The sequence below is a fragment of the Chitinophaga sp. ARDCPP14 genome (genome assembly GCF_051362515.1).
Taxonomy (GTDB): Bacteria; Bacteroidota; Bacteroidia; order Chitinophagales; family Chitinophagaceae; genus Chitinophaga.
In genome coordinates this window covers 652,819-665,706 of record NZ_JBKIXB010000003.1, presented here as the reverse complement: position 1 = coordinate 665,706, position 12,888 = coordinate 652,819, and the positions used below count along the sequence as shown (strand labels likewise).

Genomic DNA, 12,888 nt, shown 5'->3' with positions numbered 1-12,888 from the left:
AAGTCTTGTTTGCTGTGATGAAAATGGTGTTGCGTTATGTGGTGCCCTGCTTCCTCCATGCCAGGATAAACCCTGCTGCTACCGCCACCAGTAACAGGATAGAAGATATCGTGGAGATCTTTCTTCCGAGGAAGAAGGTGGCCGGCTCAAACCGGAATACAATTTCATGTTTTCCCGCCGGTACTACCAGGCCGCGCAGGGCATAGTTTACACGGAGGATAGGTGTTTCCTTACCATCGATAAAAGCTTTCCAACCGGCAGGGTAATAAATATCGGAGAACACGCCGAGGCCCGCCCTGGTATTCACAGCAGTATATTTCAGTTCGTTGAGGCTATACTTATCCAGTACGATGCGCGCATTACTGTCGGCCACGGGTGTGAAGGCGCCGGTGATTTGCTGAAAGCGCTGGTCAATGATCACGGTATCTGCCGGGTTAAAATGATCGAGTGCTTTCATTTCTGCGTTGGCGTTGGGCACCCACTGGATGGCTTTTACAAACCAGGCGTTGCCCAGGGCGCCGGGGTTGCGTTGGGCTACTGGCTGACCGCTCCGCTGATCGGGCACAATAAAGTAGCGGGTGTTCAGCATATTGAACACGGCCATATTGTTTTTGGTGAGCTGATGTTGGATCAGGTCTTCATAGATCCAGAGCTTCGCCGGACTCTGGCCGCCGATGGATTTATGAAAGTAGCTGGTGTTGGCATCGAGGAAAGGATTAGTGGTAGCGTTGAGCACGCGGTAATACGGATCTTTGTCGCGCAGGATCATTTCATCTGCCGGGGAAGGGGCAATATAGTTTTCCAGGCGGGATACTTCCATGAAGCTGTCTTCATTAAGATAACTTTTATCCACCTGGAAGAGATCGAAGAGTACTGCAAAGGCGATGATGCCTGTTGCGTATACTGGTTTTAATTTTTCTTTCAGGGAGAACCAGAGGGCGGCAAAGGCGATCAGCATAAACACCAGTGCGCGGATGCCATCGGCCCGCAGGATGCTGCTGCGGTCCTGTTTGAGGGCATTCAATAACCTGGCGGCGGGAATTTCGCCTCCCAGCATTTGTGTATACCGCGCAAGGATGTTACTGTCGTTAGGGCCATTGAAGGCATATACCACACTGCCGCCAATGGCCAGCAGTAATACCAGGCCGCCGGTTACATACAGCGTCATTTTGAGGTGTTGTTCCAGCCAGGCTTTTGTCTGCTTACCATATAATAACTCCTGCAAAGCCCAGCATGCGAGGATCACCATGGTTACCTGCGGGATCACCAGCGCCATTGTAGGTGCGCGGAACTTGCTGTATAACGGAAGATGATAAAAGAGGAAGTTGTTCAGTTCCGGGAAGTTGGCGCCCCAACTGAGGAGTATGCCGATAACGGTGGCGGCTATCAGCCACCATTTATGCCAGCTGTGAACGATGAACAGGCCAAGCACAAACAGGAAGCAGATGACTACGCCGATGTAAACGGGGCCACCGGTGAAGGGCTGGCCGCCCCAGTATAGCTGCCACGACGGGCGTTCCACGGCTTCCGCTGCTTTCGCCGGCGGTACGCCGATATCGGTGAGGGTTTGGTAAACGTGGGAGCTGGTCGACAATTTCTCCGAAGTAGATCCGCCTACCAGGTGAGGCAACAGCATGGTAAAGGTTTCTCCTTTGCCGTAGCTCCATTGAAATGCATAGGCGATATCGAGACCGCCGGATTTTTTGGCGGCTTTATCCGGTTGTGTTAACTCCGACTGGCTGCCCCGGATAGTATAATTCGTATACTCTTTCATGATAAGCAGGTTATCCATGGAGGGCAGGATTGCCATGATACCCGCTGCCAGTAATACCAGGGAAGCTTTGAAAAACGCGGGCAGCTGCTTTTCGCGGAAGGCATGTATGCCGGCGGCTACAGCTGCGCATAAGGCGATGATGCCGGTGTAATAAGTGATTTGCGGGTGGTTGTTGTAGATCATCACCGCTGCCGCCAGGGCAGTAAGGCTTCCGCCGGCGAGGTATTGTTTGCGGTAGGCCAGGATAATGCCGCCCAGCACCGGCGCCATGTAGGCCATGCTCATTACCTTGGTGATATGCCCCGCGTCGATGCTGGTAATGGTGAAGGTGGCAAAGCCATAGGCGATGGCCCCGGTTATCCGTATCCAGTATTTAAATCCCAGTACACACAGCAGCACATACATGCCCATCATCAGCACAAAAAACATATCTACCGGGTTGGGAAGGTATAAGGCAAACGCGCGGTTCAGTATTCCTACTTTGTTGGTGGAGGGCCCGGTGTAGATGACATAGGTGGGCATACCACCAAACATGCTGTTGGTCCAAAGAGGAATATCGCCGGTAGCTTCATAGTAATCAGCCGCTTCTTTTTGCATGCCTTTGTAATGCATCATGTCCGATTGCAATAGTTGTTTGCCATCCAATACAGGGCTGCAAAACACAAACGCCAGGGTCACAAAAAGGATCAATGCGCCCAGGTGAGGCGTTAAAGCTTTGAACCACATGTATTTCATATTGTGTTGGTTTTCATATGTTTTAGAAAGGATGATTAATGAGAATTTTAATCAATTTTCATCTCTGCTTAAAGTTTTACTTTAAGTGTGCGTTTACAAAGAAAGCAGTTCTAATGTGCGGGAGAACATGGCGGCTGGGCTGTCGCGCCACGCATCATGACCGGGAATAACATAAGCCGGGTTGGGAAATTGTTGTTTCACTCTTGCTACGCTGGCAGGCCATGCTTTTACGTTGCCATCGCCGGTATAACCAATATCTTTTGCTTTGCTGCTTTTTATAAAGCAGCCGCCGTACAATACTTTTGTGGCAGGGAACCAGGCAACGATATTATCTTTCGTATGTCCTTCACCGGGATAGTAAGTTTGTATTTTCACACCGCCTATATTAAAAGTGGTGTCTTTGGTAAATACATACTGCGCCTGTTTTTCTCCTTTGGCCATGCACAATTCCAGTGTGGCGGTACTGCTGTAGGTTTTTACACCCAGTTTTTTGAAGAGGTCGAGACCGGCGGTTCTGTCTTCATGAAAATGCGTAACGATGCAGTAAGTAATTTTGCGGTGGTGCTTTTTCAGGATGCTGTCTGCCAGCTGCCGGGTTTGATCTACGCTCCAGGGCGTGTCCATTACTACCACGCCCTTTTTTGTTACCGCATACACGCCATTGGTAGGGTAGACCACATTCTTGAATTCTCCATAAGACGTATATACGTACAGGTTACCGGTGAGATGGGCGATGTTAATCCGGAACCTGCTGCTGTCCTGGGCAGATGTGGCGCCTGCCGTCAGCAGGGCGCAGATAAAAGCAAAAACTCGTCTCATAAAAAACAGGATGAGCCGCAAAATTACATATTATCCCGGCCTGTTGCTTATTTTCTTCTTTTAAAACATTACCCTACTAATTTAGTAGATTATTCATATCTTACCGGTAAATCCCACACCCGTATGGATAACAAGCATACCCAAACGTTAATCAGTTTACTCAGGAAAACGCATCATGCGGAGTGGGAAGCTACGCCGTCTGCCCAGGATGCCATTACCTGGCTGAACGACCTGGTTGGTTTTTTATTCCCGGGAAATCATCTCCCTAAACAAACCTCCTATGAGGGCATCTTAAAAAAGAACCAGATAGACCTGGAGAATATCCTGCTCAGTTACCTGGACCCCCGCGAGGTACCTATAGAAGAAATTGTAAACGCCTTTTATAACTCATTGGGAACCATTTATCAGCACCTTCGCCAGGATGCTGCTAAAATACACGAATACGACCCCGCCGCCACCAGTGTGAACGAGGTAATTGTATCGTACCCAGGATTTTATGCCATCACAGTATATCGCATTGCCAACCGGCTAACGCAACTGGATATACCGGTATTGCCGCGGATCATCAGTGAGTTTGCACATGGCAAAACGGGGATCGATATTCATCCTAACGCCACCATCAGTGTGCCCTTCATTATAGATCACGGTACGGGCATCGTGATTGGGGCCACCAGTATCATCGGCTCCAACGTAGTGATATACCAGGGCGTAACGCTGGGTGCATTGCATGTAACAAAGGAGTTGTCGGATGTAAAAAGGCATCCTACGGTAGAGGACAACGTGATCATTTATGCGCGCAGTACCATCCTGGGCGGTAATACCGTGATCGGGCAGGGCAGTATTATTGGCGGCAGCGTTTTTATCACGAAAAGTGTTCCGCCATATTCGCAGGTGTTCAATACACACCAGGTGCGGATTACCACCAAAACAGGCGTATAACAGTTCCACACAAATAGCGGTTGCATTCGCAGAAATATTTATATCTTAAGCCGAAAGATGACCGTCTTCCGCGGCGGATAAAGAATTACTGACATGCGAATGAGCGTTTTGCCGGCAGGCATTTTATTAACCATGCTATCCTTTTCGCCGGGGCTAAAGGCCCAGCAGGACACCCTGCAGCAGTTGCCGGAGGTGGTGGTGCAATCCTATTATTCAAAAGCCTCGCTGCAGCGTGTACCCACCGCCGTGAGTATCCTGTCGCCCGCCGACATGCAGCTTCAGCAGGGCACTTCCCTGTTGCCCGCCATAAATACGGTGCCGGGTATACGAATGGAGGAGCGGTCGCCGGGCAGTTATCGTTTATCCATCAGGGGTAGTTTGCTCCGTTCTCCCTTTGGTATCCGGAATATTAAAATTTATGCAGATGATATCCCGCTGACGGATGCCGGGGGCAATACCTATCTCAATCTTATAGACGCTGATGCGATAAGCCGGGCGGAAATACTGAAAGGACCGGACGGCAGCTTGTTTGGCGCCAACTCAGGAGGGGTGGTGCGACTGGACCTTTTCCCCCCGCCGGCCGACACGCACCACCTGCAGGTGAACCTGCAAGGCGGCAGCTATGGCCTGTTTCACGGCAGTGCGGCCTGGCAGCAGCAATGGAAAAATTACCAGGTACAGGTATTCCAGGGATACCAGCGGGCAGATGGCTACCGGGAAAATACCGCCATGAAACGCTCTTATACCCAAACGGCTCAACGCTGGGAATACAAACCGGGCTACGCACTGAAGCTGCTGGCGTTTTACTCGGATCTGTCGTACCTCACGCCGGGAGGATTAACCCTGGCGCAGAGTGAAGCCAATCCCCGTGCCGCCAGGCCCGGCACGCCCGCTACACCAGGCGCGGTAGCGCAAAAGGCAGGCATCTATAACCGTACTTTCCAGGGCGGACTGGTCCACGAAGCGCAGTTCACCCCACGGCTACAGCACCTGCTCTCGGTGTTTGGGGCCAATACTCATTTTGAAAATCCTTTTATCACCAACTATGAAGCGCGGGATGAAAATACCGCCGGCTTCCGCACCTACCTGCAATGGACCAACGATCCGCAGCGCAGCTCGCCGTTCCAATGGAAATGGCTGAACGGCGCCGAGTGGCAGCAAACCACCACCGACGTGATCAATTACGGTAACAAGCAAGGTAAGCGCGATACGGTGATGGCTGCCGATAAGCTAAAAGCGGATCAGTACTTTTTCTTTACCCGCTTCCAGGCCAATGTGAGCGCATTTACCTTTGAGGCAGCGGCCAGTTTAAATTATTATGGTTACCGCTACAACAGCAACGGGCACACGAAAATCAACTTCACGCCGCAGCTGATGCCGCGCTTCTCGCTGTCGTACCTGTTTACGCCACAGGTAACGGGCCGTATTACGGTTAGCAGGGGCTATTCCCCACCGGCTACGGCAGAAGTTCGTGCATCCGACAACGTGATCAACACGGCGCTGCAACCGGAAACCGGCTGGAACTATGAAGCCGGTGTACGCGCGGCTTCCCGTAACCACACGGCAACAATCGATGCGGCCTTCTTTTATTACAAAATGCAAAATGCCATTGTGCTCCGGCAGCACGACAATGGCGAGGAGTTTTTCACCAATGCCGGCGGCGTTCAGCAGAAAGGGATAGAGGTACAGGGCATGTGGTGGCTGATGAAGCCACGTAACGGCGGTGTGTTACGCGGCATCCGGTGGCAGGAAGGGTATACGCTGAGTGACTTCCGGTTTAACCACTATGTAAGTGCTGATGGGAAAGACTATTCGGGGAATGCACTCACCGGTGTGCCGCAGCATGTGCTGGTGAGCAGTTTGTTGTGGCAGTTCCCTGCGGCAGTGTCGTTATATGCGCAGCATACTTTTACCAGCAGCATACCGCTAAACGACGCCAACAGCGTGTATGCCGGCGGTTATCATTTGCTGCAGGCCAATGTGAGCTGGAAACTGCCGCTGCGTTCGCGTTGCAGCATCCGCTTGCGTGCAGGCGCCGATAACCTGCTGAACGTAAACTACAGCCTGGGCAACGATCTTAACGCCTTTGGCGGCCGTTATTACAATCCTGCGCCGGGCAGGAATTATTTCGGCGGCATCAGTATGCAGTTATAGTAATGATATGTCTACAACCACAGATAATGCAGCGGAACAACATTCCGCTGCATTTTTTTTGTCCGGTTGGGGAAGATAATGACCGTAGTGTGAAGGGACATCCTCACGGGAGATTACTCCTGTGCAGCAGCTTCCGCGCCGTGGCGTCAAAAAATCCTATCACAGCGGGGCCTGACGTTAACATCTGTGTATTTAACAAAAGCGGCATAGAATTGTAATAAGTGAGTAAGCATTAACAAGAAGATGAATTCTACCAACGGAAAATCGGATAAGCCGGTCATAACCGCAAAAATTGATGGCTTTTTTCTCCAGTTTTATCATATCGCCGCCTTTATAGGTCGCTTTTTCAGGGAGGCATTCCGGCCTCCTATTGAGTGGGGCGAGTTTGTGCGGCAATGTTACCAGGTGGGGTATAAGTCGCTGGCCCTTGTTACGGTAACGGGGTTTATCACCGGCGTGGTGTTTACGGAGCAGTCCCGTCCTACTTTATCGGAGTTCGGGGTTACTGCGTGGTTGCCGTCGCTGGTGGCTATTGCGGTGGTGAGAGCGCTGGCGCCGCTGATCGCGGCCCTGATCTGCGCAGGTAAGGTGGGCTCGAGCATCGGCGCAGAGCTGGGATCGATGAAGGTAACAGAACAGATTGATGCGATGGAGGTATCTGCCATTAACCCTTTCCGTTACCTGGTGGTTACCCGCGTCATTGCCATGACGGTTTGTTTGCCTCTGCTCATGTTTTATAACGCCCTCATAGGTTGTTTGGGTTCTTACTTTGATGTACATGCGCACGAACAAACCAGCCTGGTATCGTTTTTTGATAATGCCTTTGCGCAGATCACTTTCCTGGATTATACCACCGCACTTACCAAAGCTATCCTGTACGGGTTTACCATTGGCATTGTGAGTTGTTACCAGGGTTTTAATGCAAGCCAGGGCACCACGGGCGTGGGTAAGGCAGCGAATGTATCCGTTATTGTATCCATGTTCCTGATATTTATAGAGGAAGTAATTATTGTTCACGTGTTTAATACCATCCGCTAGTCATGAAAACAAATGGTCACCAGATAGATATGAATGAAACCGTGATCAGTATCCGGAACCTTTATAAGTCTTTTGGAGAGAAGCATGTACTACAGGGAATCGACCTGGATCTTCATAAAGGCGAAAATGTGGTGGTGCTGGGTCGTTCCGGTACCGGTAAATCGGTGCTGATAAAAATTATCATAGGGCTGCTGCGACCAGACGCAGGTACTGTGAATGTATTGGGGGAAGAGGTGGATCAGCTGAAAGAAGCCGAGCTGCGTGCATTGCGGCTGAAGGTGGGGTTCTCTTTTCAGAGCAGCGCCCTGTATGATAGCATGACGGTAGGGGAAAACCTGGCCTTTCCGCTGAAACGTAATCAGCGCGATATGACCAAAGAGCAGATCCGGAAAACGATCGACATTGTACTGGAAGCCATCGGGCTACCGGAAACCATTAACCAGATGCCGTCGGAGCTGTCGGGTGGCCAGAAGAAAAGAATAGGCATTGGCCGTACCCTCATCCTGCGGCCGGAAATTATGCTGTATGATGAACCCACTGCTGGTTTGGACCCTATTACCAGCATGGAGCTGAATAAACTGATCATCGCTGTACAGGAAAGATTCAATACCAGTTCTATTATTATTACCCACGATCTTACCTGTGCCAAGGAAGTGGGCGACCGGGTAGCAGTGATGGATGAAGGGAAATTTATACGGCAGGGAAGTTTTGAAGAAGTATTTAACGAGAAGGACGGACTTATTAAAAGTTTTTACGACTATAATTTTATACAGTAAGTTATGGAAGCAGGAAAAAAACGCGCTGTCATTGTAGGCATCTTTGTATTTGTGGGGCTGGCCATTTTTGTAACCGCCGTGATGATGCTGGGCAAGCAACAGAAACTATTCAGCAAGTCCATCCAGGTGAAGGCTTATTTTAAAGATGTGAACGGGTTGTCCGTAGGCCGCAATATCCTGTACTCCGGTGTAAAGATCGGTACGGTGAAAAAGATCAGTTTTGTGAGAACCAACCAGATCCTGGTGTTGATGAATATCGATGAAAGCTCGCAGGAGTTTATCCATAAAGATGTAGAGGCCCGTATCAGCTCTGAGGGCCTGATGGGTAATAAGATCGTGATGCTGACTGGCGGTACGCCCAACATGCCGGTAATAGAAAACGGCGATCAGCTGCATGTGGTCAGCGGTTTAAGCACCGAAGAAATTATGAGTACCCTGCAGGTAAACAATAAAAGCCTGGTGGAAATCACCGACAACCTGAAAGTGATCACCAAAGGCATTGTAGACGGGAAAGGCACTTTAGGGAAATTGATTACCGACGATACTGTTTACAAAGATCTGAATGCCACCATGGCCGGCTTGAATGCCGCGGTGGTAAATACCCGCCGGCTCACCGGGGCTTTATCTTTATATGCGGCCAAGCTGCAAACCAAGGGCGTATTGTCCAACGACCTGGTAACGGATACGGTGGTATTTGCGCAACTTCGTGCAGCCGTTACCGAAATGAACAGCGCAGCGCTCAACGCCAATCAAACCGTGCAGGAGCTACGGCAGGCCAGTGCAGGAGTGCGGGCCAACCTGGATGATCCGGAAGCGCCGGTGGGCATGCTTTTAAAGGACACCCTGCTGGCGGACGCCTTTAAAGAAACGATCTATAACCTCGAAAGCAGTACCCAGAAACTGGATACCAATATGCTGGCCTTACGGAACAACTTCCTGTTCCGCGGTTATTTCCGGAAACAGGCAAAGCGGGAAAGAAAAGCACAGAAAGAAAAAGAAAAGGCGGAGCGCCAGGCGCAGAAATAACTACGCCCACTTCCACTGATTTCATATCAATGTCCTTTTTGGGAGAAGGCAGTAATAGGCGTGAGATCCACTTTCCGGAACTCCACTTCAGAACCTTCCGCCTGCAGGGCAATTTGTCCTTTGCTGGCAGTAGCATTGGTGCCATAGTTCACCAGGTCGCCGTTTACCCATACTTTAATGGCGTTGCCTACGCATTCCACAATCATCGTGTTCCATTCCTTCAATGGTTTTTCGGAGCCATCGGTGAGGTTGATGATGCGGCGCTTTTTACCATCTACAGCTCCCCATTCGCTTTTCGGTCCCCTGCGTTTTTCCATATCCGGTACGGTGATATCTTCACCTATACACCAGAAGTCACCGGCATCCTGGTTTTGCAATTGTACTTCGATGGACTTCGGGAACATATCATATAATACCCGTGGCGTAGAAGCGAACACCAGTACACCGCAGTTGCCTGGTTTAGCCGGGAAGCGGTATTGCACCTCCAGCCGGAAATTTTCGTAACTGGCATCGGTAATAATGTGCCCCTGTGGGTTAGCCAGGCTTACGAAAACGCCGTCCCTTACAATGAACGGGCTTTTCACGTTCGGATCTTTATCCATGGCAGGAACATCAATATGCCACCCACTGAGATCCTTAAAGTTAAAGAGGCTGCGCGTTTGTGCATTCGCGTTAGCCATGCCAGCCAGCAATGCAGCGGTCGTGAGAACAGGGAAAATATACTTCTTCATGAACTAAATATAATAAATTCCAAGCGAAGGTTGTCTTACTCAGGATTAAACTTATTTCACTGATTACGCTGATTTGATCACTTTGGATTTTAACAGATTTGGGGAGATATAAGCGGATATTTTCGCTTATATCTCCCCAATCATTTTAAATCAAAAAAACAAAATCTAAAAATCAGTATAATCAGCGTAATCAGCGGGAAAGACAAAATCCGCATCTCCGCTTTTATCTCCCCAAATCTTTTAAAATCCAAAGTGTTCAAATCCCCTAAATCAATAAAATCAGCGTAATCCTGAGTAAGACAACCTTCGCTGCACCCTGCTAATTAAGAACCAACTCGACCACGGGGATTTCCACGTTGGGTTGTTTGTCCGGCAGGGTCAGTGTGACGTTGTTGCCATCAGTGGTGAATTTTACTTCTGAGTTGTCGTGCAGCAGCTGGGCATATTTAATTTTGCCTTTGTATTGTGGTAGCTGGAGGCGGTTATTGTATTCCAGCAGGTGTACGTACAATCTTTTGGTGGTGGGATTGTAGGTGAGCATGGTGTTTTTGGGCGTTTCGAAAGTCTCCGGTGCGTAGGTGCAGCCGTAGATGGATTCGCTGTTGCCTTTCACCCAGTCGCCGATGTTGCCGAGGGCGCTTTGTGCGCGGTAGTCGAACAGGCCGCGGGCGGTGGGCCCTACGTTGAGGATGAGGTTACCACCTTTGCTTACGGAGCCGATGAGAAGTTCCAGCAGCTGGTGGGTGCTTTTCCAGGAGTTTTCATCGCGGTAATAGCCCCATGAGCCGGAGAAGGTTTGACAGGTTTCCCATGTTTTGCCGCGGTATTGTGCCAGTTCTTCCACCTTTACCTGTTCGGGGGTGAGGAAGTCGGCGCCATCTTCATATTCCTCGAGGTTGAGGCGGTTGTCTACGATGATGCCGGGTTGCAGTTTGCGGATCATTTTCAGGAGGTTTACCGCGTCCCAGTCGTCTTTGCCTTTGCCGTTTTTGCCGGGATAGGAGAAGTCGAGCCAGAGGATATCCACTTTACCGTATTGGGTAAGCAGCTCCGTGATCTGGTTGCGGAGATACTGGCGGTATTTGTTCATGTCTTTGCCTTTGTTGAGGCGTGCGTAGGTGCTGTCGGCGCCGTTATCCACCCGTTGCGGATGTACGCCATCGATGGTGAAATCGGGATGGTGCCAGTCGATCAGCGAGTAATAGAACCCTACTTTGATGCCTTCTGCGCGGAAGGCATTTACAAATTCCCGTACCAGGTCGCGGTGGGCTTTGGTATTGGTGGCTTTATAATCGGTGTACCTGGAGTCAAACAGACAAAAGCCTTCATGGTGTTTGGTGGTGAGTACGGCGTACTTCATGCCCGCGGCCTTTGCCTGCTTTGCCCAGGATTTCGGATCAAACTGGTTGGGGTTAAATAAGTCGAAATAATTCTGGTATTGTTCGTTGGTAAGTCTTTCGTTATGTTTCACCCATTCGTGCCGGGCGGGCATGGCGTACAGTCCCCAGTGGATGAACATACCGAAGCGATCGTGTGTCCACCAGGCCATGCGTTTTTCTTTTTCGGCGGGTGTTTCATGTCCGATCCATTTTTTCTCCTGCGCCTGCAGGGTGATGAGCGGGCTGCATAACAGCAGGATGATCCCTAATTTCCTAAGTTGTTTGTTCATGATGCAATTGCTATTTATCTCTGATCAGTAATACGTTGCTTATCCGGATGGTTTGTTCCGCGGGATTGGAAAAGGTGCCGGTGAATCCTAAGGTGACGGTGGTGGTGGCTGTTAGCGTGAAGGCAACAGAGGCGTATTTGTTGTTGTTGTCTACAATCCTTGCTGCGCCCAACGCCGTATTTACCTGGTCTACATCCGGTAAGACGTTGCCTTGGGCTACTAACAGCCAGGTGTTTTCCAGGGTGTTATCTATATTGGAGACGGCTGCTTCGAAGCGGTATTCACCTGCCGGCAGGGTAATGGTCTGGTAAATTTTGCCGTTGGTGATAGGGCCGTTGCCCCAGATCCACATGGTGAGCCTGCCGGTGCCGTCGATATTATCATAGGTACCGTTCCTGGATGCTTCCGCGTTGTATTGCCAGTCTTTCACCTGTCCGAAGCGGCCGCTAAACGGTTTAGTATCGTCCAGTACGAAAGGGTTGCCCGGGTTACGTATATACGTTGCTGTGATATTCTCTTTTACGCCTTTTGTTTCATAAGGGGTGTGAAAGGTATCTACCGAAAGCTTATCCGGCATGTACAAGGTACGGTAACGGAAGGTGCTCATGGAAAGATAGTTGTTAAGAACGGTTACCTGGCCTTCCGCTTCTGCGGCAATAACGGTGTCATGTGCTACATTGTCGGCGGTGGTGTATTGCAGTTGCATACCGATGATACCGCCGGTGGTGTCGATGTTGGCCCAGCTTATTTCCGCGTTGCCGTCTTTCATTTCCGCGTTGCTGAAGGCTCTGGTCAGCAGGGCATCTTCATAAAAACTACCATATACAAAACCGGTGGCTTCTGATCTTACGGAGGTGTTGCCGTCCCGGTCGAAGTTATACACTTCAAACGTATAGGCCCGTTCCTCGAGATTATTGATAACGTAGCGGATGGTGTCTACGCCGCTGGTGCGTTTAATATCGAGCATAGCGGAGTCTTTGTGGTTGTTCCAGTAGATTTTTGCGCGGCTGATCTTTGGATCGGAGATCAGGAGCCACGACAGCTGTACGCGGTTGCGGCCTGAATGTACCAGCAAGGAATCTGCTTTACCGGTGTAAAGGATTTCACCGTTGCCCAGGTATTTTTTATAGTCGCTTTGTTTGGTGCAGGCGCTGATGGCTGTCAGCAGTACACTATATAATATGATAGAATGAAGGATGCGCATAAATTTTGTTTTAGGTAGATGAT

At 50.1% G+C, this 12,888-nt stretch carries 10 protein-coding genes; 5 read left to right on the top strand and 5 right to left on the bottom strand.

Going from position 1 to position 12,888, the window contains the following annotated elements; translation table 11 throughout:
- Nucleotides 1–34: 34 nt before the first annotated feature.
- On the bottom strand, nt 35–2,509 hold the full coding sequence (locus tag ACLHR0_RS11840; protein WP_436486769.1) for a YfhO family protein: 2,475 nt from the start codon (nt 2,507–2,509) through the stop codon (nt 35–37).
- Nucleotides 2,510–2,602: 93 nt separating this feature from the next.
- On the bottom strand, nt 2,603–3,328 hold the full coding sequence (gene bla, locus ACLHR0_RS11835; RefSeq protein WP_436486767.1) for a BlaB/IND/MUS family subclass B1 metallo-beta-lactamase: 726 nt from the start codon (nt 3,326–3,328) through the stop codon (nt 2,603–2,605).
- A 123-nt stretch (nt 3,329–3,451) separates the two neighbouring features.
- Here bla and ACLHR0_RS11830 point away from each other — a divergent pair, with 123 nt between their 5' ends.
- The 5 genes from ACLHR0_RS11830 (at nt 3,452) to ACLHR0_RS11810 (ending at nt 9,261) form a co-directional block, all read left to right on the top strand.
- The gene (locus ACLHR0_RS11830) at nt 3,452–4,267 is read left to right on the top strand and encodes a serine O-acetyltransferase (RefSeq protein WP_436486765.1); all 816 of its coding nucleotides are present in this window, start codon (nt 3,452–3,454) and stop codon (nt 4,265–4,267) included.
- A 93-nt stretch (nt 4,268–4,360) separates the two neighbouring features.
- Nucleotides 4,361–6,421, top strand: coding sequence for a TonB-dependent receptor (locus tag ACLHR0_RS11825; protein ID WP_436486763.1), 2,061 nt, complete (start codon nt 4,361–4,363; stop codon nt 6,419–6,421).
- A 243-nt stretch (nt 6,422–6,664) separates the two neighbouring features.
- Nucleotides 6,665–7,459, top strand: coding sequence for an MlaE family ABC transporter permease (locus ACLHR0_RS11820; protein WP_429048647.1), 795 nt, complete (start codon nt 6,665–6,667; stop codon nt 7,457–7,459).
- Nucleotides 7,460–7,461: 2 nt separating this feature from the next.
- Nucleotides 7,462–8,235, top strand: coding sequence for an ABC transporter ATP-binding protein (locus ACLHR0_RS11815; RefSeq protein ID WP_429048646.1), 774 nt, complete (start codon nt 7,462–7,464; stop codon nt 8,233–8,235).
- 3 nt (nt 8,236–8,238) lie between these two features.
- Nucleotides 8,239–9,261 carry an MlaD family protein gene (locus ACLHR0_RS11810; protein ID WP_429048644.1) on the top strand — a complete coding sequence of 341 codons (1,023 nt, stop codon included), beginning with the start codon at nt 8,239–8,241 and terminating at the stop codon, nt 9,259–9,261.
- Between the two features lie 26 nt (nt 9,262–9,287).
- On the opposite strand, the gene ACLHR0_RS11805 is transcribed toward ACLHR0_RS11810, so the two are convergent.
- From ACLHR0_RS11805 to ACLHR0_RS11795, 3 genes are all read right to left on the bottom strand, one after another.
- Nucleotides 9,288–9,992 carry a 3-keto-disaccharide hydrolase gene (locus ACLHR0_RS11805; protein WP_436486761.1) on the bottom strand — a complete coding sequence of 235 codons (705 nt, stop codon included), beginning with the start codon at nt 9,990–9,992 and terminating at the stop codon, nt 9,288–9,290.
- A 319-nt stretch (nt 9,993–10,311) separates the two neighbouring features.
- Nucleotides 10,312–11,661: an alpha-L-fucosidase gene (locus ACLHR0_RS11800; protein WP_436486760.1), complete on the bottom strand. Its 1,350-nt coding sequence runs from the start codon at nt 11,659–11,661 to the stop codon at nt 10,312–10,314.
- 10 nt (nt 11,662–11,671) lie between these two features.
- Nucleotides 11,672–12,865: a DUF4998 domain-containing protein gene (locus ACLHR0_RS11795; RefSeq protein ID WP_436486758.1), complete on the bottom strand. Its 1,194-nt coding sequence runs from the start codon at nt 12,863–12,865 to the stop codon at nt 11,672–11,674.
- Nucleotides 12,866–12,888 lie beyond the last annotated feature (23 nt).

Coding starts and splice junctions, on each gene's coding strand:
- ACLHR0_RS11820 (WP_429048647.1), top strand. CDS start 6,665: ATGAATTCTACCAACGGAAAATCGGATAAGCCGGTCATAACCGCAAAA.
- ACLHR0_RS11810 (WP_429048644.1), top strand. CDS start 8,239: ATGGAAGCAGGAAAAAAACGCGCTGTCATTGTAGGCATCTTTGTATTT.
- ACLHR0_RS11800 (WP_436486760.1), bottom strand. CDS start 11,661: ATGAACAAACAACTTAGGAAATTAGGGATCATCCTGCTGTTATGCAGC.
- ACLHR0_RS11840 (WP_436486769.1), bottom strand. CDS start 2,509: ATGAAATACATGTGGTTCAAAGCTTTAACGCCTCACCTGGGCGCATTG.
- ACLHR0_RS11830 (WP_436486765.1), top strand. CDS start 3,452: ATGGATAACAAGCATACCCAAACGTTAATCAGTTTACTCAGGAAAACG.
- ACLHR0_RS11795 (WP_436486758.1), bottom strand. CDS start 12,865: ATGCGCATCCTTCATTCTATCATATTATATAGTGTACTGCTGACAGCC.
- bla (WP_436486767.1), bottom strand. CDS start 3,328: ATGAGACGAGTTTTTGCTTTTATCTGCGCCCTGCTGACGGCAGGCGCC.
- ACLHR0_RS11815 (WP_429048646.1), top strand. CDS start 7,462: ATGAAAACAAATGGTCACCAGATAGATATGAATGAAACCGTGATCAGT.
- ACLHR0_RS11805 (WP_436486761.1), bottom strand. CDS start 9,992: ATGAAGAAGTATATTTTCCCTGTTCTCACGACCGCTGCATTGCTGGCT.
- ACLHR0_RS11825 (WP_436486763.1), top strand. CDS start 4,361: ATGCGAATGAGCGTTTTGCCGGCAGGCATTTTATTAACCATGCTATCC.